Origin of the sequence: Roseisolibacter sp. H3M3-2 (assembly GCF_029211165.1) — a bacterium.
Taxonomy (GTDB): Bacteria; Gemmatimonadota; Gemmatimonadetes; order Gemmatimonadales; family Gemmatimonadaceae; genus Roseisolibacter.
Window position 1 is genome coordinate 1 of the sequence record NZ_JARGEK010000028.1, and the last position, 23,761, is coordinate 23,761.

Below are 23,761 nucleotides of genomic sequence, written 5' to 3' on the forward strand. Positions count from 1 at the left end.
CGCGCGGCGGGCGCGGATGGGTCGGCGCCGTCGGCCACCGCGCGCGACGCGCGCCACTCGTCGAAGCTCGGGACGGCAGGCGTGGGCGCCGCGGGCGCGACGGCGCGGATCGGGGCGCCCGCCTCGCCCCCGGCGACGGGACCCGTACGCAGCGACCACCGCCCGTCCTCCGCCAGGTGGAACTCGCGGTGCGGGGCCAGCAGCTCGAGCGCGACCCGCTCCGCCATCTCCCGGCGGATCCCCGGCAGCTGGCAGACCCGCCGCACCAGCGTGGTGGCGTCCGCCGGCCCCCCGGCGAGGAAGTCGCGCGCCCGCTCGACCAGCAGGCTGTCGCCCGCGCGCGTCTGGATGCCGCCGCTCTGGGGGGAAGGCTGTGTCACGGCAGGCAAACTAGCGCGCGCACGCCGCGCGTCGGCAACCCGGGCGACGCGCCGCGGTCCGCCGTGCTACCGGGCCCGGCGCGCGAAGGTCCGTCGGGTTCCGTGCGCCCGACCCGTCCGCTATCTTGTGAAGGATTTCACAAAGTCCGCCCCTCGCCTGTTCACACCGCCGCCGACGAGCTCGGACGCCGTGACCGGAGCTGCAACCGGAGCCGTGAAGCGCATCGCCGATTCGACCGTCCGCCGGCTCTCCGTCTACCTGCGGTACCTCGAGGAGCTGGAGGCGCGGAGCATCGCCACGACCTCCAGCGACGAGCTCGCCGCGCACAGCGGCACCACGTCGGCGCAGGTCCGGAAGGACCTCTCCTTCTTCGGGTCGTTCGGGAAGCGCGGGCTCGGCTACTCGGTCCCCGAGCTGACCGACCGGATCCGCCAGATCCTCGGCCTCGGCCGCGAGTGGCGCGTGGTCATCGTCGGGGCCGGCAAGATCGGCTCGGCGCTCAGCAACTACCGCGGCTTCGCGCAGCGCGGCTTCACGGTGGTCGGCGTCTACGACAACGACCCGCGGAAGATCGGCAAGCGCTGGGACGCGCAGACGGTGCGCGACATCGTCGAGCTCGAGGACGACGCGCGCCGCGACCGCCCCGACATCGCCGTGCTGGCGATCCCCGCCGACGACGTGCAGGGGGAGGTCGACCGCATCGTGCGAGCGGGGATCCGCGCGATCCTGAATTTCGCCCCCGCCCAGGTGAACGCGCCGCCGGGCGTCACGATCAAGAACGTGAACATGGCGATGGAGCTCGAGGGGCTCTCCTACGCGCTGAGCCACCGCGAGTAGCGGTGCGCCCGCTCGTGGTGGTGCTCACGGGCCCCGAGAGCACCGGCAAGACGACGCTCGCCGCGCACCTCGCCGCCCGCTTCGACGCCCCCTGGTCGGCCGAGGGCGCGCGCGCCTGGTACGCCGAGCGGCTGGCGGCCGACCCGGCGGCGACGCTGAGCTACGAGACGGTGACGCCGATCGCCGAGCGGCAGATCGCGCTCGAGGAAGGCGCGCTGGCCGACGCGACGCGACGCGGATCGCCGCTCGTGCTGCGCGACACGGACCTCCTGAGCACGGTCACCTACGCGCGCATGCTGTACGGGTCCGCGCCGCCCTGGGTCGAGGAGGCTGCCTGGGCGCGCCGCGGAGACCACTACCTGCTCGGCGACGTCGACGCGCCGTGGGTCGAGGACCCGGTGCGGGCCGACGCGCTCGACCGCGACGTCGCGCGGGCGACGTTCGAGGCCGTGCTGCGCGAGTTCGGCTGCGCGTACGAGGTGCTCGGCGGGGCGGACTGGGAGGCGCGGCTCGATCTCGCCGAGTCTCTCGTTGGACGATGGCTCAGCAAGAGCATTGGACAGGATTGACAGGAAACCGGGGGAAAGACTCTAGCCTGAAGTCTTTCCCCCGGTTTCCTGTCAATCCTGTCTCCCGTTGATCAGAACCGGAGCCTGGCGTTCACCTCGACGCTGCGCGGCGCGAGGATGAAGTAGCGCGGCACGCCCGAGCTGCTGATGTCGCCCGCGGTCAGCGCGAAACGGTCGAGCAGGTTGCGCCCCTGCACGAGGATCTCGTGCCGGCCGACGTGCAGCAGCGCGCCGCCGTCGAGCGCGAAGAAGGCGGGCGCGGTGCGGGCGAGGTCGCCGGTCGGGTCGAGGTGCTGGCGCGACTGGTAGCGGCCGTCGAGGGTGAGCGACAGCGGGCGCGCGACGCGCCACGTCGCCTGCTGCGTCGTCACCAGCGACGGGGTGAGCACGGTCGGGACGTCGCGGTACTCGGCGCCGGTGGATTCGTCGCGGTAGCTGCGGATCCGGTTCCGGCTCAGCGCCGCCGACGCGGCCAGGGCGAGCGGGCCGGCCGGGCGCCACGAGGCCTCGAGCTCGACGCCGCGGCGGTAGCTGCGCCCCACGTTGCGGCGCACGTCGTAGCCCAGCGGCGTCGTGAGGCCGACGAGGGCGATCTCGTCGCGGAACTCCATCGCGTAGCCGTTGGCGCGCACCGTCCCCGCGCCGCGCGTCCACGCGGCGCCCAGCTCGAAGTCGCGCACGCGCTCCGGCTTCACGCGCGTCAGGGGGAAGAGCGCGTCGACGTCGTCGAGCCCCACGTCGTCGGCGCCGGCGAGGAGGTCGGCGCGCGTCGGCTCGCGCCCCGTCGACCCGACCGACGCGAAGGCCTGCAGCGTCGGCGACGCCTGCCACCGCATGCCGACCCGCGGGTTGACGAAGCCCCACCAGGCGTCGGCCGACGGCACGGGCGAGCCCTCGGTCGGGCGGTAGCCGAAGCGCGCGGCGCGCAGCTGGAGATCCGCGTAGCCGGTGAAGGCGCCGGCGGTGCGCGACAGCTTGGCGAAGGCGCTCCCCTCCTGCTTCGTCCCGCGATTGGAGTAGCCCGGGCTCTCGAGGTCGGGGCGGTCGTCGAACATGTGGTCGCGCTTGTACGTCAGCGCGTGCACGCCCGCGTCGAAGGTCGTCCGCCCGCGCGCCGCGTGCAGCGCGCTCAGGAAGCCGCCCCAGCGCGACGCGAGCTCCCACCGCGGCGCCGGCGTCCCCTCGACCCACGTCGGGTACTCGTACCAGCCGCCGGCGTCGAAGCCGTAGAGCGTCGTAGCCAGCGAGGCGGACTCCGACAGGAGGCGCGTGTACGTCAGCGCCGCCATCGACTGGCGGAAGCGGTCCCCCACCCCGTCGATCGGGTTCGCGCGCGGGTCGCGACGCAGCGTCTCCAGCGGCACCGCGGTGTACGCCTGCCCGTTGGACTCCGCGCCCGTGAGCAGCGTGAGCTTCAGCAGGTCGCGGTCGCCGAACCAGCCGGCGCTCGCCATCGCGCTGTTCCCCGCGTGGCTGGAGCCGCGGCGGTAGCCGTCCGCGCGCTGGTTGCTGAACCGCGCGTAGTACGCGGTGCGGTCGTCGCGCAGCCCGCTGGCCCACTGCCCGGTGCCGCGCAGCGCGCCGAACGAGCCGCCGCCGAGCTGCACCTCGCCGCCCGGCGCGGTCGCGGCCAGCGGCACGGTCTCGAAGTTCACCGAGCCGGCGAACGACGACTGCCCGTAGGTGCTCGTCCCCACGCCGCGCTGGATCTGCACCGAGCGGATCGAGCTCGCCAGGTCGGCGAAGTTCGAGAAGTAGAGCTGCTGGTCCTCGGGCTCGTTCAGCGGGATGCCGTCGAGCGTGAGGTTGATGCGCGACTGGTCCATGCCGCGCAGCCGGAAGTACGAGTAGTTCCACTGCGAGCCGCTCTGCGCGAACGTCGTCACGCCCGGCGCCTGCTGCAGCAGGAGCGGCACGTCCTGGCCGGTGTAGCCGCGGCGCAGCTGCGGGGCGCCGAGGGTCGTCCGCGCGGCCGCGGCGTCGCCGCCGCGCACGGCCTGCACGGTCACGGTCTCGAGCGAGCGGGCGCGCGCGGTGTCGCGCGGCGTGCGGGGCACGGTGTCCTGCACGACGGCGGCGGCGAGGGCCGCCACGAGGAGCGAGGGGGTCACGGGTCCGTCCGAAGATGGATGCCGGCGCCGTCATGCGACGGCGCCCCTCGGCCAGAATGCCCGGGCGCGCGCGGGCCTCCGGCCGCACGCACGCTCCGCCACTCGCGACTCCCTACGCCGGTACGAACCGGATCAGGTTCTGCGGGACTCTCTCAGCCCGCGCATGGCGCGGGCACCCCGGTCGAGTGCCCGGAAGCTAATCGGCCGCGGCGGCGCCCGGGAGCGCCCGGACCAGCCGCGCGAAGTCGCCGGGAGACAGCGTCTCGGGGCGCGCCTCGGGGTCGAGGCCGGCCGCCGCCAGCACCGCCTCCGCGCGCTCGGCGTCGAGCCGCGCGATCGTGCGCACCACGCGCCGCAGCTGCTTCCGCCGCAGCCCGAACGCCTCCTGCACCACGGTGCGGTAGCGCGCCTCCTCGGCAGGTGTCACGGCCGGGTCGTCGCGCGGCGTCACGCGGATGACCGCCGAGTCGACCTGCGGCGGCGGCTGGAAGGCGCCGGGGGGCACGCGCGCGACCAGCTCGACGCGCGCCAGCGCCTGCAGGTTCACGCCGAGGGCGCCGTACTCCTTGCCGCCCGGCGCCGCGGCGGCGCGCTCGGCGACCTCCTTCTGCACGAGGTACACGGCGCGGCGGGGGCGCGGCGCGCGCAGCGCGTGGAAGAGGATCGGCGTCGTGATGTAGTACGGCACGTTGCCGGCGAGCACGTAGTCGTCGCTCCCCGCGACCGCCGCCAGCCCCACGGTCAGCACGTCCGCCTCGACGATCTCGACGTGCGGGCGGTCGGCGTAGCGCGCGCGCAGGTGCGCGGCGAGGTCGCGGTCCACCTCCACCGCGACCAGCCGCCGCGCGCGCTCCGCCAGGATGTCGGTCAGCGCGCCGCGCCCGGGGCCGATCTCGACCACCGTCTCGGCCCCGGTGAGCTGCAGCGCGTCGGCGATGCGCGCCAGCACGCCGCGGTCGCGCAGGAAGTGCTGGCCGAAGCGCTTGCGGGGGCGCGGCAGCCCGCGCTCGCCGCCGTCGCCGCGCTCCGTCACGCCTCGCTCCGCAGCACCAGCAGCGTGAGGTCGTCGCGCGGGCGGGCGCCGCCCTGGAAGGCGTCGAGCTGGCGGAACACCGACGCGACGATCGCCTCGGGATCGTCGCCGCGCTCGGCGCGGATCGCCTCCAGCACCGGCTCCTCGCCCAGCCGCCGCCCCGTGAGGTCGACGGCGTCGCTGATCCCGTCGGTGAACAGGACCAGCAGGTCGCGCCCCGCGCGCCACGGGCGCGCCTCGGTGCTCGGCGGCTCGTCGACCATCCCCAGCGGCGGCGTGGTGGCGCCGAGCCGCTCCGCCGTGCCGTCCTCGCGCACGATGAAGGCGTGCGGGTGCCCGGCATTGGCGTACCGCAGCTCGCCGCGCGCCGGGTCCACCACGGCGTAGAACGTCGTGATGTACATCTCGGTGCTCTCCAGCTCCTCGTGCAGCGAGCGGAGCACCGCGCCCAGCGTCTCCGACGGGTCGCTCGACGCCTGCGCGTGGATGGCCGTCGCGCTCATCGCCAGCGCCATGATGAGCGCGGCGCGGTAGCCGTGGCTCGACACGTCGCCGATCATCACCCCGGTCCGCCCCTCGCCCAGGCGGAACAGGTTGTAGAAGTCGCCGCCGACGCTCTCCGCGGGGGCGACCCGCGCGGCCACGCGGGCGTGCGGCGCCGCCACGTTCACGCGCGGCAGGAGGCGCATCTGCAGGTCGTGCGCGAGCGCCATCTCGTCGGCCATGCGCTGCTGCTGCAGCGAGGCGCGCACGAGCCGCGCGTTCTGCACGGCCGCGGCGATCTGCGTGGCGATCGCGGTGACCAGCTTCAGGTCCCCGGCGGTGAACGGGCCGGCGCGGCGCCCCGACAGGTGCACCACGCCGAGCGGCTCGCCGCCCTGCGGCGTGCTCCAGACGAGCGGCACCGACAGCATCGGCCCCGCGCGGTACGGCTGCTCGGCGGCGCTGACCGGCGTCTGCGCGTCGACGATGGTCGGGTGCAGCGTGCGGAACACGCGCCCGCTCGCGCTCTCCGCGTCGTCGGCGGCGATCGGGAGCAGCTCCGACACGCGCGGGCCGACGGCGGCGACCGCCTGCAGCGTGTCGGTCACCCGGTCGTGCAGGAGCAGCGCGGCGCGCCCCGCCCCCACCGTCTCGGCGAGCTCGGTGAGGATCGTCGCCGCCGTCTCCTCGAGCGTGACGGCGCGGCCGAGGATCTCGCTGATGGCGTAGAGGAGGTTGATCTCCTCGTAGCGCTCGCTCAGCTCGTGCGCCGCGTGCTCCGCCTCGACGGCGGCCTGCAGCTGCTCCTGCACCGCGGTGCGCAGGAAGCCGGCGTGGCGGGCCAGCTCGGCGCCGTCGCCCGGGCACGGCCCGACGACGAGCCAAGTCCCGGGGATGCCGGCCAGTGCGACGACGAGCGCGTCGCCGTCGGGCGCGCGCCAGGCGACCGGCGGCTGCGACGCGGCGGGGCGCGGAAGCCCGTCGAGCGGCGGCGGCCGGCGGCGGCGCGACGAGCTGCGGCAGTGCGCGGGACCGGTCGGGTCGCCGGTCCACAGCGCGGCGTGGCAGCGGCTGGTGGCGTGGTACGCGCCGAGGAGGGCGTCGAGCTCCCCGGCCGCGCGCCGCACCGCCCGCGCGCCCGCGTCGGACAGGGTGCTGCTCACGGGCGCCTCACGCGCGGCGCAGCGTCAGCCGGACGACGTTGCCGCGGGGGATGCCGGGGAGCCGCTCCACGGCGTCCATGAGCCGCCGCATCAGGAAGATCCCGCGCCCGTCCTCGCGCAGCAGCCCCTCGGGGGTCAGCGGGTCCTGCGCGCTGGCGTCGAGGTCGAACGGCTCGCCCTCGTCCTGCACGTCGACCACCAGGCGCGCGTCGTCGACCACGGCGCGCACGTGCACGCGCTTGTCGTCCGCCTGCCGGTTCCCCTTCACCACCGCGTTGGCCAGCGCCTCGAGGAGGGCGACGCGGACGTTCAGCGAGCACGCCTGGCGCGAGAAGCGGTGCGCCGTGCACCGCTCCACCACGGCGTCGACGACGCCCGGGATCTCGGCGACGTCGCTGGGGATCGACAGGTCGAGGACCGACGCGCCGGCGCCCGGCCCGCGATCCGGGCCGGGCGCCGGCACGCCCCCGACGGCTCCGCGCGGGCTCAGAAGCTGTCGAGCGCGCGCTCGCGCGTCTCCGCGATCTGGAACAGCGTGTCGAGCTTCGTCAGCTCGAACAGCGTCTTGAGGTCGTCGTTGAGGTTGGCGAGGCGCAGCTCGCCCCCCTGCTCGCGGATCTTCTTCGACAGCGACACGAGCACGCCGAGCCCCGAGCTGTCGATGTAGCCGGTCTGGCTGAAGTCGATCAGGAACTTCCGCTCGCCGCGCTCCAGCTCGTCGAGGACCTTCTGCTTCAGCTCCTGGCGGTTGCCGACGATGAGCTGCCCCTCCACGTCCACCACCGTGATCTCGCCCTCGCGATGCATCTGGAAGCTCATGAGTCGGTACCGTGTGTGCGGGCTGCGTTGTCGTCAGGGTGCGGCCGCGGGCCGGCGCCCGCGGGGGGCTCTCCCGCCTGGAGCGCGGTGATCGCGGCGACGTTCATAATGTCATCCGGCACGGCGCCGCGGGAGAGATCGCTGCACGGCCGGGCCAGCCCCTGCACGATCGGGCCGATCGCCGCCGCCCCGGCCAGCCGCTGCACCAGCTTGTAGGCGATGTTGCCGGCGTCGAGCGAGGGGAAGACGAGGACGTTCGCCCCCCCACCGACCGGACTCCCGGGCGCCTTCCGCTCGGCGACCGTGCGGATGAGCGCGGCGTCGCCTTGCAATTCTCCGTCCACGGCGAGGGTCGGCGCCAGCGCCCGCACCCGGGCCAGCGCCTCGCGCACGAGGCCGATGCTCGCCCCCTCCCCGCCGCTCCCGCGGGTCGAGAAGGAGAGGAGGGCGACCCGCGGCTCGTCGCCGACGATCTTCCGACGGTCCGCCGCCGCGGCCACCGCGATGTCGGCCAGCTGCTCGGCGGTCGGGTACGGGACCACCGCGCAGTCGGTGAAGGTCAGCACCTCCGCCGCCTCGCCGCGGAACGGCGGCACCACCATGTAGAACGCGCTGGAGACGGTGCGCACCCCGGGCGCCGCGCCGACGTGCCAGAGGGCGGCGCGGATCACGTCGCCGGTCGTGTGCACGGCGCCCGCGACGCACCCATCCACCTCGCCCAGCGCCACCAGCGCGTCGGCGACGTGCAGCGGCTCCGCGGCGTGGGCGGCGGCCCGCTCGGCGGTCATCCCCTTCGCGCCGCGCCGCGCCAGCAGGTGCGCGGTCACCCGCGCCCGCACGTCGGGGTCGCGCACGTCGACCAGCTCCGCGCCGGCGGCCACCAGGGCGGCGATCCCGTCGTGCTCCGCGTCGACCACCAGCACCGGACGCACCACGTCCTCGGCGAGGAGCGCGCGCAGCGCCTCGCGCGTCAGCTCGACGTCCGCCTCGGAGAAGGCGACGCGCCGACGGGCGAGCGCCGCCCGCCGCCGCACCCCCGCGAGGAACTCGCCGGCGCCGCTCACCGCGGGAACCGCGCGCGCAGCGCGGCGGCGACGGGCGGCGGGACCAGCGCGTCGACGGTGCCGCCCAGCCTCGCGACCTCGCGCACCAGCGTCGAGCTGATGAAGGTCGTCTCGACCGAGGGGACGAGGAACAGCGTCTCGAAGGTCGGCGCGAGGTGCCGGTTCATGAGCGCCATCTGGAACTCGTACTCGAAGTCGGCGACCGCGCGCAGCCCGCGCACGGACAGCGTCGCCCCGGCGTCGCGCGCGAAGTCGACGAGCAGCCCCTGGAAGTGGCGCACCTCGACACGCGGTGCGTCTCCGGTCGCCAGCTCGCCGAGCGACGCGCGGATCAGCGACGCCCGCTCCTCCAGCGTGAACATCGGCGTCTTGGTCGAGTTGACCGCGACGCCGACGACGAGCCGGTCGACGAACTCCAGGCTCCGACGCATCAGGTCGAGGTGCCCGAGCGTCACCGGGTCGAAGCTGCCGGCGTAGATGGCGGTGCGCATGTGGAGGTGTGTTCGTCCGGAGAGGCTCGCTGAGCTGCGGGCTGCGGGCTGCGGATTCGACCTCACCCGCAGCCCGCAGCCCGCCGCGCCCGTCGTGGTGATGCTAGTCGGGTACCCGGTAGATCGTCACCGCCGTGTCGCCGTACGTCCGCGTGTCGCCGCCGGCGGGGAGCGTGACGCGCGAGGAGTGCTCGACGCCGAGCACGCGCGCGAAGGGGACCACGAGCCACCGCTCGGCGACGCGGAGGGCCGCGTCGTGCGCGTAGGGCGGGTCGGCGAAGGCGAGGTCGTAGGCGTCGGCCTCCAGCGCGTCGACGAAGCGCAGGGCGTCGCCGCGCCGCACGTGGGCCTGGGCGTCGGCGCCGAGCCTGGCGATGTTGGCGCCGAGGGCGCGGAGCGACGGCGGGTTGAGCTCGACGAAGTCGGCCGACGCCGCGCCGCGCGACAGCGCCTCGAGCCCCAGGGCGCCCGAGCCGGCGAACAGGTCGAGGACCCGCGCGCCGTCGACGTCGGCGGCGACGATGCTGAGCCAGGCCTCGCGCACCCGGTCGGCGGTGGGACGCACGCGCGCGTCCTTGGGCGCGTCGATGGTGCGGCCGCGCCAGCGGCCGGCGACGATCCGCACGCCCGCTACGCGTGCGTGGCCGGGCGGACGGGCGCGCCGCCCGCCGGCACGACGTCGGCGAGCTTGGCCTGCAGCCGGCTCACGCCGCGGAACTCGTCGCGCTCCAGGCGGAAGGCCACGTCGACGCGCTGCCCCGCGACCAGCCCGGGCGCGCGCGCCGCCAGCCCCCACCCGATCGCCCCCAGCTCGCCGTCGCCGCGCCGCAGCGCCAGCCGGATGCCGTCGTCGCCGACGCGGCGCGGCGGCGCGGCCAGCTCGACACCCCGCGACATCAGCACGGGCGCGGCGTTGCCGAGGCCGTGCGGCTCGAAGTGGCGCAGCATCGCCTCCAGCTCGTCGGTCACCTCCTCGACCGGCAGCTCGAGGTCGACGCGCAGCTCGGGGACGAGGTCGTCGACCGTCAGCCGCTCGCGCGCGACCTCGTCGAAGCGGCGCGCGAACGCCGGGAGCTTCGCGGCGTCGAGCGTGACGCCGGCCGCCGCACGGTGGCCGCCGAATCGCTGGAACAGCCCGTCGGCGTCGCAGACGCTGAGCGCCGCGTGCAGGTCGAAGCGCGGGATCGAGCGCCCGCTCCCCTTCCCGACCCCGTCCTCGACCGCGACCATCACCGTGGGCCGCGCGAACTCCTCGACGATGCGCGAGGCGACGATGCCGATCACCCCCGGGTGCCACCCCTCGCCCGACAGCACGAGCCCGAACGTGCGGTCGAGGTCGAGCCGGTCGGCCTGCCGCCGCGCGGCGTCGAGCGTGGCGCGGTCGAGCTCCTGCCGCTGCCGGTTCAGCTCCTCCAGCTCGCGCGCGATCGCGTTGGCGGTGCGGTCGTCGTCGGTCGTCAGCAGCTCGACGCCGCGCAGCGCGCTGCCGAGGCGCCCGACCGCGTTCAGCCGCGGCGCGAGGATGAAGCCCACGCGCCCCGCGGTGAGCGGCTTCCCCTCGAGCCCCGACGCCCGCACCAGCGCGCGCACCCCGGCGTTCCCGGACTCGCCGAGCAGCTTCAGCCCGTAGCGCGCCAGTACGCGGTTCTCGCCGCGCAGCGGCGCGATGTCGGCGATGGTCGCCAGCGCCACGAGGTCGAGCTGCCGCCAGACGATCGCGTCGTTCTGCCCGAGCGCCTGCACGGTGGCCAGCGCGAGCTTGAACGCGACGCCGGCGGCGCAGAGCCCGCGGTCGGCCTCGGGGTAGTCGCCGTCGGGGAGGTTCGGGTTCAGCACCGCGAAGCACGACGGCGCGCCGCGCCCGTGCCCCGGCAGGTGGTGGTCGCTGACGATGACGTCGATCCCCGCCGCGCACAGCGACGCGACCGGGCCGTGGGCGCTGGTCCCGCAGTCGCAGGTGAGCACCACGGCGGCGCCCGCGTCGGCCGCCGCGCGCACCCCCGCGTCGGTCAGGTCGTAGCCGTCGCGCAGGCGGTGCGGGATGAAGGGCACCACCTTGCCGCCGAGCGCGCGCAGCACGCGCGTCATGAGCGCCGTCGAGCACATCCCGTCGACGTCGTAGTCGCCGTGGACGAGCACCGTCTCGCCGGCGCGCACCGCGCGGGCCAGCCGCTCCGCCGCCACCGCGACGCCGTCGAGGCGGCTCGGGGCGTGCAGCTGCTCGAGCCGCGGGCGCAGGTAGCGTCGGACGGCGTCGCCGGCGTCGTGGCCGCGCGTCGCCAGCAGGCGGCAGACGGCGTCGGGGAGACGCAGGTCGTGGGCGAGCCCGGCCACGACGGCCGGGCCGGCGGCGGGGCCGAGCACCCAGCGGGCGGCGGGGCGCGCCCGGGGGAGGGCGGGGGCGCCGGGGGCGCCGAGGGCGACGGTCACGCGCCCAATCTAGGCCGCGCCGGGAGGGGCGGACAGGCGCGCCCGGGGGCGCCCCCGTCCGTCGTGCCGCCGCTCAGCCGGCGTGCCCCGCGGTCGCCGGCGCCGGCGCCGCGTACAGCAGCACCCCGCACGACTCGCACACCTCGATGTTCCCCGCGGTCATCCCCGCCCGGCGCTGCGTGGGGATGGCCGTGTCGCAGTTCCCGCAGGTGAAGTGGTGCAGCGGGAAGACGGCCGGCCCGCGGCGGCGGCTGCGCACCCGGTCGTAGCGGGCCAGCAGGCGCGTCTCGACGTGCCGGGCCAGCGCGGCGCGCGCTGTCCGGGCGTCGCCCAGCTCGCGCTCGATCTCGCTCCGCTCGGACTCGACCGCCTCGCGCGCCGGCGCCTGCTCCGACTCCATCGCCCCGATGCGCTGCTCGGCGCCCTCGAGCGCGGTCTGCAGGCTCGCGAGCCGGACCCCGCTGGCGTGCAGCTCGGCCTCGGCGTCGGCCAGGGCGCGGCGCGAGATGTCGACCTGCGCGCCGGCGGCCGACGCGTGGTGCGCCTTGCGCACCTGGTCGAGCTGCGAGACCGCGCGGTCGTTCATCCGGCGGAACTCGCCGGCGCGCTCGCTAAGATGCGTGTGGCGCTCGCTCTCGCGCTCCAGCGCCTGCCGCGCGCCCGCCGCCGCCTTCTCCGCCGCCTGCCGCTCGGCGTCGAGCGTGGCGAGCCTGGGGGCGAGGGCGGCGAGTCGCGTCTCGAGGGCCTGCAGGCCGTCGTCGGCCGTCTGCAGGGCGAGCAGCGCGTCGAGCTGGTCGGTCACGGCTGGTCCTCCGTCGGTTCGGTCGGCGTGGTGGGCGCGGGCCCCACGGGAAGATGCGTTCCGTCACGCCGCGCGCCAACCGTCGCGCCCACCGCGGCCGTCAGGATCGCAGCCGCGGCCCCACCCGCCGCAGCACCGGCTTGAGCGCGACCCGCTCGCGCTTCACCGCCGCGATCTGCTGCAACAGCCGGTCCTTCTCCGCCTCGTCGGCCGTGGCCTGCAGCATCGCGAACAGCCGGTCGTTCTCCTCGTCGAGCGCCAGCGACTGCAGCGTGCCGAGCGTGCCCGCCACCGTCCCCTCCGGGTCCGGGTCGGGGATCTCCATCGCCGCGTCGACGTCGCGCACCAGCGTCTCGGGCATCGCGTCGGTCAGCACGTCGAGCGGGACCTCGGGCTCCTCGACCAGCCGCTCGAACAGCAGCCGCAGGTCGGTGCGCGTGAAGCTCTCCGGCGGCCACTTCTCGGCGACGACCTCCACCAGCGTGCGCTGCTGCAGCATGGCGCGCGTGAGCAGCATCTCCGCGTTCGCCACGGCGGCGCTCGGCGACACGCGCGGCACCGCGAACGAGCTCTTCCAGTCCTCCTCGCGGCGCCCCTTCCGCCGCCGGCGGTCGCTGTCCCACCGGCGCTGGAAGCGGTCGTCGTCCTGCCGCGGCGGCTCCACGAAGATCACGCCGTTGTGCGAGTCGGCCGGGCGCATCGAGGGCGCCTGCGGCTCGTGGCGCCACCGGCCGTCGCGGCGCCCCTCCGGCGCGCCCGCGGGGGGCGGCTCGGCGACGCGCGCCGCCGGCCGCCGCTCCTCCTGCTCGACCTCGCGCAGGATCGTCGCGCGGTCCACGCCCGAGACCTCCGCCAGCCGCGCGACGTACAGCTCGCGCGTCACCGGGTCGGCGGTCGCGCGCAGCGTGGGGAGCAGCTTGTCGATCGCGCGCCGCTTCTTGTGCAGCTCCGCGAACCAGCCGCGGCGCTCCAGCAGCTGGATCTGCCGGTCGAGGATGTCGACGCCCTGCGCGAGCGCGTGCTCCATCCGGTCCGGCCCCTGCGCGCGCACGTACGTGTCGGGGTCCTCGCCGTCGGGGAGCGTGACCACCCGCGCCGAGATCCCGAGCCGGAGCAGCTCGAGCCCCGCGCGGAAGGTCGCCTTGAGCCCCGCGTCGTCGCTGTCGTACAGGAGAAACACGCTCTTCGTGAGCTTGGCGAGCAGCCCCGCCTGCGACTCGGTGAGCGCGGTCCCCAGCGGCGCCACCGCCTCCTCGATCCCCGCCAGCGCGAGCCGGATCGCGTCGAAGTACCCCTCGACGACCAGCACGCGCTCCTGCTTGCGGATCGGGTGCTTGGCCCAGGAGAGGCCGTAGAGGCTGCGCCCCTTGTCGAACAGCGTCCCCTGCGGCGAGTTGAGGTACTTGGGCTCCCCCTCGCCGAGCACGCGCCCGCCGAAGGCGATCGTGCGCCCCGACTGGTCGAGGATCGGGAACATGAGCCGCCCGCGGAACCGTGGGCGCGGCGGGCTCCCGTCCTCGCGCGCGACCAGCAGCCCGACCTCGAGCAGCCGCGCGTCGTCGTGCCCGAGCGCGCGCAGCCGTTCGATCCAGGCGCCGTCGCGCGGCGCGTAGCCGAGGGCGAAGCGGTCCGCCTGCTCGCGCGACAGCTCGCGCGACGCGAGGTACGCGCGCGCCGCCTGCGCCTCCGCGCCCTCCCACAGCGCCTCGCGGAAGATCTCGGCGGCCGCGGCCATGCACTCCCACAGCGGCTCGCGCGGGTCCTTCTCCCCGGGCTCGCGCTGCGCCCGCGACTCCTGCACCTCGACCCCCGCCCGCGCCGCCACGTAGCGCACGGCCTCGACGAAGTCCATGCCGAGGTGCTCGCGCACGAACCCGATCGAGTCGCCGCTCGCGTGGCACTTGAAGCAGTAGTACGCGTTGCGCTTCGGCGAGACCGAGAAGTTCGGGTTCTTCCCGCCGTGGAACGGGCACGGCCCGCGGTAGTCGCTGCCCGAGCGCTTGAGCTTCACGTGCTCGCCGACGATCTCGAGGATGTCGGCGGCCTCGCGGACGCGGTCGATGGATTCGGGAGTGATCACGGCCGCGCCTCCTCGACGCTCGACGCTCCACGCTCGACGCTGGGGCTGCCGGGGCGGACAGTCCGAGCGTCGAGCGTCGAGCGTCGAGCGCGGGAGGGAGACGTCATTCCAGCTCCACCACCGTCACCCCCGCCCCCCCCTCGTTCCACAGCCCCATGCGGAACGACTTGGCGCGCGTCTCCTTCCGCAGCAGCTCGACGACGCGCTCGCGCAGCGCGCCCGTCCCCTTGCCGTGGATGATGCGCAGCTCGCGGCGGTCGGCGCGGATCGCCTGGTCGATCTCCGACAGCAGGTGCGAGTCCACCTCGTCGGCGCGCATCCCGCGCAGGTCCACCTCGCCGTTGTGGTAGACGTCGGCCGCGTCGAGCATGGCCGGGACGAAGACCTCGGGCTTGGGCATCTGCTGGCGCGAGCGGACCAGCGTCTTGAGCGGCACCGTGAGCTTGAGCGCGCCGACCGTGACGACGGCGTCCTTGCCACGGCGCTCGACGACGCGCCCGAGCTTCCCGCCGAGCGTCCCCACCTCGACCGTGTCGCCGGCGGCGATCTCCTGGCGCGGCGCCGGGGCGCCGGCGACGGCGCGCTTCGCCTGCGCGTCGCGCACCGCGAGGTTGCGCTCCTCGCGGTCGAGCCGGTCGAGGTGGTCGCCCTGCCGGGCGGCCATCTCCTCGACCTTGCGGCGCGCGTCCTTCGCCTGCGCCTCGGCCGCGTCGCCGGCGCTCTGGCGCAGCTCCTTCAGCGTGCGGTCGATCTCCTTGCGGGCGTCGAGCAGGTAGCGGCGCGCGTCCTGGCGCGCCTGCTTCTCGGCCAGCCGCTCGCGCTCGCGCACCGCCTTCTCGCGCTCGGCGAGCCGCTGCGCGCGCGCCCTCCCCGTCTCGACCAGCTCGTCGGCCAGCTTCTCGCGGTCGGCGAGCGCGGTCTCGCGCTTCTCCAGCTCGGCCAGCAGCGCGTCGACGTCGCGCTCGCCCTTGGGGATCCGCTCGACCGCGCGCTCGACGATGTGCTCCGGCATGGCCAGCCGGCGCGCGATCGACAGGCCGTACGAGCGCCCGGGGACGCCCTTGATGAGCCGGTACGTCGGGGCCAGCGCCACGGCGTCGAACTGGAGCGACGCGTTGACCACGCCGCGCACCTCGGTGGCCAGCTCCTTCAGCGCGCCGAGGTGGGTCGTGGCGATCGTCGTCGTGCCGCGCGCGGTCAGCGCCTCCAGGATCGCGCCGCCGAGCGCCGCCCCCTCGACCGGGTCGGTGCCGGAGCCCAGCTCGTCGATGAGCACGAGCGAGGCGTGCGTCGCCGCGCCGACGATCTCGGTGAGGTTCTTGAGGTGCGCGCTGAAGGTGGAGAGCGACGCCTGGATCGACTGCTCGTCGCCGACGTCCGCGAACACGTCGTCGTAGAGCGGGACGCGGCTCTCCTCGCCGACGGGCGCCGGGATCCCGCTCTGCACGAGCAGCGAGATGAGCGCGACCGCCTTGAGCAGCACCGTCTTGCCGCCCGTGTTCGGCCCGGAGACGAGGAGCGTGTGCTCGCCGGGCTCCATCGCAAGGTCGAACGGCACGACCGCGACGCCCTGCGCGAGCAGCAGCGGGTGGCGCCCGTCGCGGATCGCGAACCCGTCGCCGGCGGGCGCGAGGTCGCACGGGCTGCACGCGAACTCCGCCGCCCAGCGCGCGCGCGCGTAGAGCGTGTCGAGGGCGACGAGCGCGTCGAGCGCGTCGAGCATCGGCTCGCGCAGGGGGCGCAGCTCGTCGGTCAGCTCGGCGAGGATGCGCTGCACCTCCTCGTGCTCGTTGGCCTCGAGCTCGCGGATCCGGTTGCCGAACTCGATCGCGGCCGGCGGCTCGACGAACAGCGTCGCGCCGGTGCTGGAGGCGTCGTGCACGATCCCGCCGAGCGCGTTGCGCCCGCCGGCGCGCACGGGGATCACGTAGCGCCCGTTGCGCACCGTCACCGACATGTCGGGCACCTGGTGGTGCGACTCGAGGCCGCCCATCATCCGCTCCAGCAGCGCCACGAGCTGGCCCTGGGCCCCGCGCAGCTCGCGCCGGATCCCGCGCAGGCGCGGGCTGGCGTCGTCGCGCACCGTCCCGTCCTCGGCGATCGTGCGCTCGACCTGCTGCTCCAGCCGCGACTGGCTCAGGAGGCGGTCGCCGAGGGGGGCGAGCACCGCCAGGACGACGGCCGGGCGCTTGGGATCGGAGAGCGTCTCGCGCGTGCGGCGCGCCGACCGCAGGAGCGTCCCTCCCGCCAGCAGCTCGGGGGCGCTCCACACGGTGCCGATGACGCGGAGGCGCGCCAGCGGCTCGGTGAGGTCGGGGACGGGCTCAGGCGACCACCCGCCCTCGCTGGCGACGAGCGCGCGCGTGGCGGCGACGCGCCGGTGCTCGGACTCAAGCCAGGCGACGTTGGTGGACGGCTGCGCCCCCCGGAGGCGGCGGGCGCCGAGCGCGGAGGTGGCGCGCTCGGCCACCACGGCGAGGACGCGCGGGAACTCGAGGACGGACAGGGCGTGCTGGTTCATCACCCCGGAATGTACCCCGAAAGCGGCGTCCCCGTTTCGGCCGCTGCCGGCGGGGCGAGCGGGGCGCCGACTGCGGACTGCGGGCTGCGGGTTCTGAATCCGCAGGCCGCAGCCCGCAGCCCGCAGCCCGCAGCCGACCGCTACTTCGCCAGCTCCTCGCGCGCCATCGCGTTGATCGCGCTCCCGTCGACGCGCCCCTTGAACTGGGGCATCACCTTCCCCATCACGGCGCCGATGTTCGCCGCGCCGCCCGCGATGGCCGCCCGCACCGCCGCGCGCAGCTCCTCGGGGTCGACGGCCGGCGGGAGGTAGCGCTCCAGCACCGCGAGCTCCTCGCGCTCCTTCGCGGCGAGCTCCTCGCGGTTCCCCTTCTCGTACATCTCCACCGACTCGCGCCGCCGCTTGATCCCCTTGCGGATCACCTCGACCACGTCGTCGTCGGTGGGGTCGCGGCGCAGCTCGATCTTCTTGTTCTTGACGTCCGAGATCAGCGTGCCGAGGACGAGCGTCAGCGGCTTGTCCTGCGCCTTGCGGGCGGCGTTGAGGTCGGTCTGGAGGCGGGCGGAGAGGGCGGACACGGGCGGGGCGGGTTCGGGAAGGGCGAGTTCGGGAGAGGCGAGTTCGGGAACTGCGAACTCGGGAGGTGCGAACTCGGGCAGAGCGAGTTCGGATGGGGCGAACGCGTGACCGGCGAGGTGCGCGACTGCGAACCGGAAGCACAACGAGCTCGCGGTACCCGAGTTCGTAGCACCCGAGTTCGCAGTCCCCGAGTTCGCAGTACCCGGGTTCGTTGTCTCCGAGCTCGCCGTACCCGCATTCGCCTCACCGTGCCCTCACCCCGGCGGCCACCGCAGCTCCCGCCCCGCCAGCAGGTGCAGGTGGACGTGGAAGACCGTCTGCCCCGCCGCCGCGCCCGTGTTCACGACGGTCCGGTACCCCGACTCGGCGTGGCCCTCGCGGCGCGCGATCTCGGCGGCCAGCAGCGACAGCTTCCCGATCTGCGCCGCGTCGGCGGCCTCGTTCAGGGAGGCGACGTGCGCGCGCGGGATCACCAGCACGTGCAGCGGCGCCTGCGGGTTGACGTCGCGGAAGGCGACGCAGTCGTCGGTCTCGGCGACCAGCGTGGCCGGGATCTCGCCGCGGACGATGCGGCAGAAGAGGCAGTCGTCCATGGGCGTCGGGCGGGTCAGGGAGGCGGTCCGGCGCGCTCGACGAGCGCGCGGGCGAGCGCGGCGGCGACGACGGCGGCCGTCTCGAACCGCAGGATGTTGCCCGGGAGCGCCGCCGATCGGAAGCCCGCGGCGTGGAACGCCGCCAGCTCGTCCGGCTCGATCCCGCCCTCGGGGCCGACCGCGATCGTGACCGGCGCCCCGGCCGGCGCCGCCGCGTCGAGGAGCGCGCCGCCGTCGGGGTCGCAGATCCAGCGCGGGCCGGCCGGCGCGGCCGCCAGCGCGCGGTCGAGCGGCGCTTCGGGATGCAGGTCGGGGACCCAGGCCGCCTCGCTCTGCGCCAGCGCGCTCAGCATCCGGGCGCGCACCTTCTGCTGGAAGGCCGGCCCCTCGCCGCGCGCGCCGACGCTCCGCGACCGGCGGAACAGCACCGGCCGCCAGCTCGCGACCCCGATCTCGACCGCCTTCTCGGCGAGCCAGAGCATCCGGTCCTTGTCGGCCACCGGCACCAGCAGGTGCACGGGAGGCGGCGGCGGGTGGTCGCGCACCGCCGTCAGCTCGACCACCGCGTGGTTCTTGGCCAGGCGCGCGAGCCGCCCCTCGCCGCTGCGGCCGGCGCCGTCGCGCAGCGCCACGCGGTCGTTCACGTCGAGGCGGCGCACCCGCATGTGGTGCGCCGCCTCCTCCCCCAGCGTCACCGCGCCCCCGGCCTCCAGCGGGGCGTCGGCGACGAACGTCGCGACGGTGGCCTGCTCGACGCGCGGGCGCACGCGGCGCTCAGTTCGCGCGGCGCGCGCAGCGCACGCTCCACCAGACGTCCTCGTGGTCCTCGGCGACGGCGCGCCAGCCGTGCGCCTCGATCGCGCGCAGCATCGTCTCGCGCTCGTCCCACAGGATGCCGCTGAGGATCGCCTCGCCGTCGGGGGCCAGCGCCGCGTCGATCGCGTCCATCAGCTCCAGCAGGATGCTCGAGATGATGTTGGCCAGCACGAGGCGCACCGGCGCCACGAGGGGGAGGAGCACCCGCGCGTCCCCCTCGATCACCGTCACGCGCCCCGTCGCGCCGTTCCGCGCCACGTTCTCCTCGGCGTTGGCAATGGCGTCGGGGTCGAACTCGATCGCCGCGCAGCGGGCCGCCCCCAGCTTCACCGCCGCGATCGACAGCACCGCGCTGCCGGCGCCGAGGTCCGCGACGACGTCGCCGGGGCGCACGACGCCCTGCATCAGCCGGACGACGCCGCGCGTCGTCGGGTGGTCGCCGGTGCCGAACGCCATTCCCGGGTCGATCACGATGGTCGCCGCCGGGTCGCGCCCCTCGGCGAGCCACGGCGGCACCACGGCGAGCCCGCCCAGGTCGTGGGCGCCGATGAGTGCCTTCCACCCCTCGGTCCAGTCGACCGGCGCGGTCAGCGAGATCGCGACGTCGGCCGTCGGGTCGGCGGCGAGCAGCGCGGCGCGCAGCGTCTCGACGTCGGTGTCCGGCGGGAACTGCGTCAGCACGGCGTCGCCCTGCTCCTGCACGCCCTGCGAGCCGGCGGCGAACAGCGCGGCCACCACCGCCTCCACGGCGGCGGCGCCGCCGCGCGGGCGGGCGCGGACCGAGACCCAGGGGCGCTTGTCGGCGGCGGTGCTCACGCGCGCAGCGCCTCCTTCATCTTCGACCAGAAGCCCTTGCTGCGCCCGGCCTCGGGCGCCTGCGTCACCTCGGCGAGCTCGCGGATCAGCTGCTCCTCGCGCCCCGACACCTTCTCGGGCGTCCAGAGCTGCACGCGCACGTGCAGGTCGCCGACGCCGCTGGCGTTCACGCGCGGCAGCCCGCGCCCCTTGAGGTGGAAGACCTGGCCGCTCTGCGTCCCGCCGGGGACGCGCAGCGACAGCTCGCCGCTGACGGCCGGCACGGCGACGTCGGCGCCGAGGACGAGCTGCGCGTAGTTGACCAGCACCTCGCAGTAGAGGTCCTCGCCGTCGCGCTCGAAGCGCTGGTCCTCCTCGACCTCGAACAGCACGATCACGTCGCCGCGCGGGCCGCCGCGCGGGCCGACGTTCCCCTGGCCGCGCAGCGTCATGTACTGCCCCGTCGCGACGCCGGCCGGGATGTTGACCTTGACCGTCTTCTCGGCGCGCACCCGCCCGTCGCCCTTGCACTTCTTGCACGGAGTGGCGATCACCGTCCCCTCGCCGGCGCAGGTCGGGCACGGCGCGACGCTCACGAACTGCCCGAAGAAGGAGCGCTGCGCGCGCCGCACCTCCCCCGACCCGCCGCACGTCCCGCAGCGCTGCGGCTGCGACCCCGGCTCGGCGCCGGTCGCCTCGCACTTGTCGCAGGCGTCGAGCAGCTTGGCGACGACGGTCTTCTCGACGCCCGTCGCGACCTCGGCGAGCGTGAGCGGGATCCCGATCTTCACGTCGCCGCCCGTGCGCGGCCCCGCGCCGCGGCCGCCCTGCTGGCCGAACAGGTCCCCGAGCCCGGAGAAGCCGCCGAAGTCGCGCATGAAGATGTTCAGCGCCTCGGACAGGTCGACGTGGTGCATGCCGCCCATCCCGCCGCCGCCCATCCCGCCGCGCTGGAACGCCGCCTCGCCGTAGCGGTCGTACGCGGCGCGCTTCTGCGGGTCGCGCAGCACGTCGTACGCCTCGGTGATCCCCTTGAACTTCTCCTCGGCGTCCTTCGACCCGTTGTTGCGGTCGGGGTGCCACTGCATCGCCAGCTTGCGGTACGCCTTCTTGATGTCGTCGTCGGACGCGTCGCGCGCGACGCCGAGCTGCTCGTAGAGGTCGGGCATGGATCGATCTATGGGATCCCGCGGACGGGAGGAGGTGTCGTGGCGGCCAGCCGCCGTCGAGCGGGAACGGGAGCGTCGAGCGTCGAGCGTCGAGCGTGATCGCTCTCTCGACGCTCGACGCTCGTCGCTCTCAGTGGAGAAGATCCGAGACGAGCCGCGACGTGTGGCTCACCAGCGAGACGACCTTCTCGTACGGCATGCGCGTCGGCCCGATGACGCCGATCACGCCGCTCAGCCCCCCCGCATGATACTCGGCCGTCACCACCGTGAACGGGTCGAGGCGGGGATCGCCGTGCTCGCTGCCGATCGTGATCGACAGCCCCGCCGAGTTGTCGCGGGCCCGCAGCAGCGAGGCGAGCTCGTCGCGCGTCTCGGTCAGCTCCAGCAGGCGGCGCATACGCTCCCCGCTGGCGAACTCCGGCTGCTCGGCGAGCAGCGAGGGCTGGCCGAGCAGGACGGGCGACTCGTCGGCGGTCGCCCGGTCGAACAGCTGCCCCCCGCCGGCGATGAAGATGTTGAGCAGCTCCTCCGCCCCGGGGCGCGGCGCCGCGTCGCGCAGCCGCTCCTCCAGCGACGCGCACACCGCGCGCAGCGTCAGCCCGGCCAGCCGCTCGGAGAGGACGCGCGCGACCTCCTGCACCGCGTCCTCCGCGATCTCGCCCGGCACCTCGACGAAGATCGTGCGGATCGCGCCCCGGTCGAGCGTGAGCACCATCAGCACGCGGTCGCTCGACAGCCGGACGAGGTCGATCCGCCGCAGCGTCGCCTCGTCGAAGCGCGGACTGACGGCGACGCCGAGCTCCTGGGTCAGCACGCCCAGCGACTGGGCCGCGCGCCGCAGGATCGTCTCGATGGTCGACGCGCCGGCGAGCTCCTCCTTGAGGCGCGTCTGCCCGGCCACGTCGAGCGGCTCGACGCGCATCAGCGAGTCGACGTAGAGCCGATACGCCTTGTGCGTCGGGACGCGCCCGGCGGAGGTGTGGGGGTGGTAGAGGAACCCCTTGGCCTCGAGGTCGCTCATCGTGTTGCGGATCGTCGCCGGCGACACGCCCAGCCCGAACAGGCGGGCGAGGGTGCGCGATCCGGCGGGTTCCGCGGTGGCGACGTAGCTCTGGATGACGGCCTCGAGCACGCGGCGCTCGCGCTCGGTGAGCTCGTGAGACGACATAAGTACAATCCTATGAACGACTTCGGGCGACCGTCAAGTCCGCGGCCAGGGCGTCCAGCCGGAGCCAGCCCGGCGCGGTGAGGCGGAGCCGGTCCCCGACCCGCTCCGCCCACCCCTCGGACTCCCAGCGGGCGGTCCGCGCCACGTCGGCGTCGACCAGCGTCAGGCCGTCGACGGTCCGCAGCCCCAGGTACACCGATTCCGCGCTCCGCATCGCCGGGTCGAGCGCCTCCGCGCCCTCCACCGGATCGCGCCCCTCGGCGACGGCGCGCACCCAGGCCGCGTACGCCGACACGTTCCAGCGCCGCTCCGCGCCGTCGTAGCCGTGCGCCGAAGGGCCGAGGCCCAGGTACGGGGCGCCGCTCCAGTAGGCGGAGTTGTGGCGCGCGCGGTGGCCGGGGCGCGCGAAGTTCGAGACCTCGTAGTGCTCGAAGCCCGCCGAGGTGAGGGCGTCGTGCGCGTGGAGGAACTCCGCCGCGTAGCGGTCCTCGTCGGCCTCCGTGACGTCGCCGCGCTCCGCCCACCGCCCGAGCGGCGTCCCCGGCTCGACCGTCAGGCCGTAGAGCGAGAGGTGGGTCGGCGCGAGCGCGAGCGCCCGCGCTACGTCGGCCGCCCAGTCGCGCGGCACCGAGGCCGGGAGCGCGAAGATCAGGTCCAGCGACAGGTCGTCGATCCCGCCGGCGCGCAGCGTCGCCACCGCCCGCTCGATCTGCCCGGCGTCGTGCGTGCGGTGCATCCAGGCCAGCGCCGCCGGGTCGAACGTCTGCCCCCCGAGCGACACGCGGTTGATGCCTCCGGCGCGCCACGCCGCCACGGCCTCGTCCGTCACGTCGTCCGGATTGACCTCCAGCGTCACCTCGGCGCCGTCGGCCAGGCGGAACCAGCGCCCGACGAGCCCGACGGCTGCCGCGGCCCCGGCGCCGCCCAGGCGCGACGGCGTCCCGCCGCCCAGGTACAGGGTGTCGACGGAGGGCCGCCGCTCGGGCGTCGGCGCCGCGCCCAGGCGCAGCGTCAGCTCCCCCTCGAGCGCGCGCAGGTACTCCTCGACCGGCACGCGCGGGCGGACCGCGATCGCGAAGTCGCAGTACGCGCAGCGCCGCGCGCAGAAGGGGACGTGGACGTAGACGTGGCGGTAGGGCATGTCGGTCGGCCGACTCGTACCCCGCAGGGTCAGCGGCGGACCAGCTCCCCGCCCCACCGCGACTCGACCAGCCCCGCCAGCTCCAGCGCGGTCAGCGCCGCGACGCAGCGGGCGGCGGGGAGCCCCGTGCGCGCCACCAGCACGTCGGCGCCGCCGGCGGGGTGCGCGAGAGCCTCCCACAACGCCCGCTCGTCCGCCCCGAGACCGGCGGGGAGGGTGATCCCCTCGTCCGCCCGGGCCGGGGCGGCCAGCCCCGCCAGCGCCAGCACGTCCTCGACGGTCGTGACGACCTGCGCGCCGTCGCGCAGCAGGGCGTTGGTCCCGGCCGCGCCGGGCTGATCGATCGGCCCCGGGAGCGCGGCCACCGAGCGTCCGAGCTCGGCGGCGCACGACGCGGTGATGAGCGCGCCGCTGCGCACCCCCGCCTCGACGACGACCGTGAGCCGGGCGAGCGCGGCGATGAGGCGGTTCCGCCGGGGGAAGGCGCCCGCCGTCACCCCGGTCCCGGGAAGCGCCTCGGACACCACCGCCCCGTCGACGGCCAGCCGCGCGTGCAGCGCCCGGTGCGCCGTCGGGTAGGCGACGTCGGCGCCCGTGCCGAGCACGGCGACCGACGCGCCGCCGGCGTCGAGCGCGGCGGCGTGCGCCTCGCCGTCGATCCCGCGCGCCATCCCGCTGACGACCACCGCGCCCGCCCGCGCCAGCGCGGCCGCGCG

Annotated in this window: 22 protein-coding genes, 1 pseudogene and 1 riboswitch; of the genes and pseudogenes, 2 read left to right on the forward strand and 21 right to left on the reverse strand. The window is 75.4% G+C overall.

Going from position 1 to position 23,761, the window contains the following annotated elements:
• Window positions 1–380 (reverse strand): annotated as a pseudogene (locus tag PYV61_RS04490) (hypothetical protein); the annotation flags it as partial.
• Here PYV61_RS04490 and PYV61_RS04495 point away from each other — a divergent pair.
• Both PYV61_RS04495 and PYV61_RS04500 read left to right on the forward strand, forming a co-directional pair.
• Entirely contained in the window at window positions 349–1,218 is an 870-nt protein-coding gene (locus PYV61_RS04495; protein ID WP_275828768.1) for a redox-sensing transcriptional repressor Rex, read from the forward strand. The pseudogene PYV61_RS04490 and the gene PYV61_RS04495 sit on opposite strands and share 32 nt — an antisense overlap.
• Before the next feature lie 2 nt (window positions 1,219–1,220).
• Window positions 1,221–1,787, forward strand: a complete 567-nt coding sequence (locus PYV61_RS04500; RefSeq protein WP_275828770.1) for an ATP-binding protein — start codon at window positions 1,221–1,223, stop codon at window positions 1,785–1,787.
• Between the two features lie 71 nt (window positions 1,788–1,858).
• Here PYV61_RS04500 and PYV61_RS04505 read toward each other — a convergent pair whose 3' ends face one another.
• The 20 genes from PYV61_RS04505 to PYV61_RS04600 form a co-directional block, all read right to left on the reverse strand.
• The gene (locus tag PYV61_RS04505) at window positions 1,859–3,898 is read right to left on the reverse strand and encodes a TonB-dependent receptor (protein WP_275828772.1); all 2,040 of its coding nucleotides are present in this window, start codon (window positions 3,896–3,898) and stop codon (window positions 1,859–1,861) included.
• 92 nt (window positions 3,899–3,990) lie between these two features.
• A riboswitch (TPP riboswitch) is annotated at window positions 3,991–4,088 on the reverse strand.
• A 6-nt stretch (window positions 4,089–4,094) separates the two neighbouring features.
• The gene (gene rsmA / locus PYV61_RS04510) at window positions 4,095–4,931 is read right to left on the reverse strand and encodes a 16S rRNA (adenine(1518)-N(6)/adenine(1519)-N(6))-dimethyltransferase RsmA (protein WP_275828773.1); all 837 of its coding nucleotides are present in this window, start codon (window positions 4,929–4,931) and stop codon (window positions 4,095–4,097) included.
• Window positions 4,928–6,577, reverse strand: coding sequence for a GAF domain-containing SpoIIE family protein phosphatase (locus PYV61_RS04515; protein WP_275828775.1), 1,650 nt, complete (start codon window positions 6,575–6,577; stop codon window positions 4,928–4,930). Before PYV61_RS04515 ends, rsmA begins: the two co-directional genes overlap by 4 nt.
• A 7-nt stretch (window positions 6,578–6,584) precedes the next feature.
• Window positions 6,585–7,040, reverse strand: a complete 456-nt coding sequence (locus PYV61_RS04520; RefSeq protein WP_275828777.1) for an ATP-binding protein — start codon at window positions 7,038–7,040, stop codon at window positions 6,585–6,587.
• Between the two features lie 23 nt (window positions 7,041–7,063).
• On the reverse strand, window positions 7,064–7,384 hold the full coding sequence (locus tag PYV61_RS04525) for an STAS domain-containing protein (protein WP_275828779.1): 321 nt from the start codon (window positions 7,382–7,384) through the stop codon (window positions 7,064–7,066).
• A gap of 8 nt (window positions 7,385–7,392) precedes the next feature.
• Window positions 7,393–8,460 carry a phosphate acyltransferase gene (locus tag PYV61_RS04530; protein ID WP_275828781.1) on the reverse strand — a complete coding sequence of 356 codons (1,068 nt, stop codon included), beginning with the start codon at window positions 8,458–8,460 and terminating at the stop codon, window positions 7,393–7,395.
• Window positions 8,457–8,951, reverse strand: a complete 495-nt coding sequence (coaD, locus tag PYV61_RS04535; protein WP_275828783.1) for a pantetheine-phosphate adenylyltransferase — start codon at window positions 8,949–8,951, stop codon at window positions 8,457–8,459. Before coaD ends, PYV61_RS04530 begins: the two co-directional genes overlap by 4 nt.
• A gap of 103 nt (window positions 8,952–9,054) precedes the next feature.
• Entirely contained in the window at window positions 9,055–9,576 is a 522-nt protein-coding gene (gene rsmD, locus PYV61_RS04540; RefSeq protein ID WP_275828785.1) for a 16S rRNA (guanine(966)-N(2))-methyltransferase RsmD, read from the reverse strand.
• Between the two features lie 5 nt (window positions 9,577–9,581).
• Complete coding sequence (recJ, locus tag PYV61_RS04545; RefSeq protein ID WP_275828787.1) at window positions 9,582–11,381, reverse strand: single-stranded-DNA-specific exonuclease RecJ; 1,800 nt, start codon at window positions 11,379–11,381, stop codon at window positions 9,582–9,584.
• 73 nt (window positions 11,382–11,454) lie between these two features.
• Window positions 11,455–12,183: a hypothetical protein gene (locus PYV61_RS04550; RefSeq protein ID WP_275828789.1), complete on the reverse strand. Its 729-nt coding sequence runs from the start codon at window positions 12,181–12,183 to the stop codon at window positions 11,455–11,457.
• Between the two features lie 100 nt (window positions 12,184–12,283).
• Window positions 12,284–14,263: a DNA primase gene (dnaG, locus tag PYV61_RS04555; protein WP_275828791.1), complete on the reverse strand. Its 1,980-nt coding sequence runs from the start codon at window positions 14,261–14,263 to the stop codon at window positions 12,284–12,286.
• A gap of 103 nt (window positions 14,264–14,366) precedes the next feature.
• On the reverse strand, window positions 14,367–16,784 hold the full coding sequence (locus PYV61_RS04560; protein WP_275828793.1) for an endonuclease MutS2: 2,418 nt from the start codon (window positions 16,782–16,784) through the stop codon (window positions 14,367–14,369).
• 140 nt (window positions 16,785–16,924) lie between these two features.
• The gene (locus PYV61_RS04565) at window positions 16,925–17,362 is read right to left on the reverse strand and encodes a GatB/YqeY domain-containing protein (RefSeq protein WP_275828795.1); all 438 of its coding nucleotides are present in this window, start codon (window positions 17,360–17,362) and stop codon (window positions 16,925–16,927) included.
• A 255-nt stretch (window positions 17,363–17,617) separates the two neighbouring features.
• Entirely contained in the window at window positions 17,618–17,956 is a 339-nt protein-coding gene (locus PYV61_RS04570) for a histidine triad nucleotide-binding protein (RefSeq protein ID WP_275828797.1), read from the reverse strand.
• A gap of 14 nt (window positions 17,957–17,970) precedes the next feature.
• Window positions 17,971–18,723, reverse strand: coding sequence for an RsmE family RNA methyltransferase (locus tag PYV61_RS04575; protein WP_275828799.1), 753 nt, complete (start codon window positions 18,721–18,723; stop codon window positions 17,971–17,973).
• 7 nt (window positions 18,724–18,730) lie between these two features.
• Window positions 18,731–19,588 carry a 50S ribosomal protein L11 methyltransferase gene (locus tag PYV61_RS04580; protein WP_275828801.1) on the reverse strand — a complete coding sequence of 286 codons (858 nt, stop codon included), beginning with the start codon at window positions 19,586–19,588 and terminating at the stop codon, window positions 18,731–18,733.
• Window positions 19,585–20,736, reverse strand: coding sequence for a molecular chaperone DnaJ (dnaJ, locus tag PYV61_RS04585; RefSeq protein ID WP_275828803.1), 1,152 nt, complete (start codon window positions 20,734–20,736; stop codon window positions 19,585–19,587). Before dnaJ ends, PYV61_RS04580 begins: the two co-directional genes overlap by 4 nt.
• 130 nt (window positions 20,737–20,866) lie before the next feature.
• Window positions 20,867–21,904: a heat-inducible transcriptional repressor HrcA gene (gene hrcA, locus PYV61_RS04590; protein ID WP_275828806.1), complete on the reverse strand. Its 1,038-nt coding sequence runs from the start codon at window positions 21,902–21,904 to the stop codon at window positions 20,867–20,869.
• 10 nt (window positions 21,905–21,914) lie between these two features.
• Window positions 21,915–23,045 (reverse strand): radical SAM family heme chaperone HemW, encoded by a 1,131-nt coding sequence (gene hemW / locus PYV61_RS04595; RefSeq protein ID WP_275828808.1) that lies wholly within the window; start codon window positions 23,043–23,045, stop codon window positions 21,915–21,917.
• 29 nt (window positions 23,046–23,074) lie between these two features.
• A partial coding sequence (locus PYV61_RS04600; protein ID WP_275828810.1) for a DNA-processing protein DprA occupies window positions 23,075–23,761 on the reverse strand: 687 nt, incomplete at its 5' end.

What these genes read in the sequence shown, in the direction of transcription:
- PYV61_RS04495 (WP_275828768.1), top strand. Translation starts at nt 349, where the DNA reads ATGCCGCCGCTCTGGGGGGAAGGCTGTGTCACGGCAGGCAAACTAGCG.
- PYV61_RS04525 (WP_275828779.1), bottom strand. Translation starts at nt 7,384, where the DNA reads ATGCATCGCGAGGGCGAGATCACGGTGGTGGACGTGGAGGGGCAGCTC.
- coaD (WP_275828783.1), bottom strand. Translation starts at nt 8,951, where the DNA reads ATGCGCACCGCCATCTACGCCGGCAGCTTCGACCCGGTGACGCTCGGG.
- PYV61_RS04560 (WP_275828793.1), bottom strand. Translation starts at nt 16,784, where the DNA reads ATGAACCAGCACGCCCTGTCCGTCCTCGAGTTCCCGCGCGTCCTCGCC.
- PYV61_RS04570 (WP_275828797.1), bottom strand. Translation starts at nt 17,956, where the DNA reads ATGGACGACTGCCTCTTCTGCCGCATCGTCCGCGGCGAGATCCCGGCC.
- dnaJ (WP_275828803.1), bottom strand. Translation starts at nt 20,736, where the DNA reads ATGCCCGACCTCTACGAGCAGCTCGGCGTCGCGCGCGACGCGTCCGAC.
- hrcA (WP_275828806.1), bottom strand. Translation starts at nt 21,904, where the DNA reads ATGTCGTCTCACGAGCTCACCGAGCGCGAGCGCCGCGTGCTCGAGGCC.
- hemW (WP_275828808.1), bottom strand. Translation starts at nt 23,045, where the DNA reads ATGCCCTACCGCCACGTCTACGTCCACGTCCCCTTCTGCGCGCGGCGC.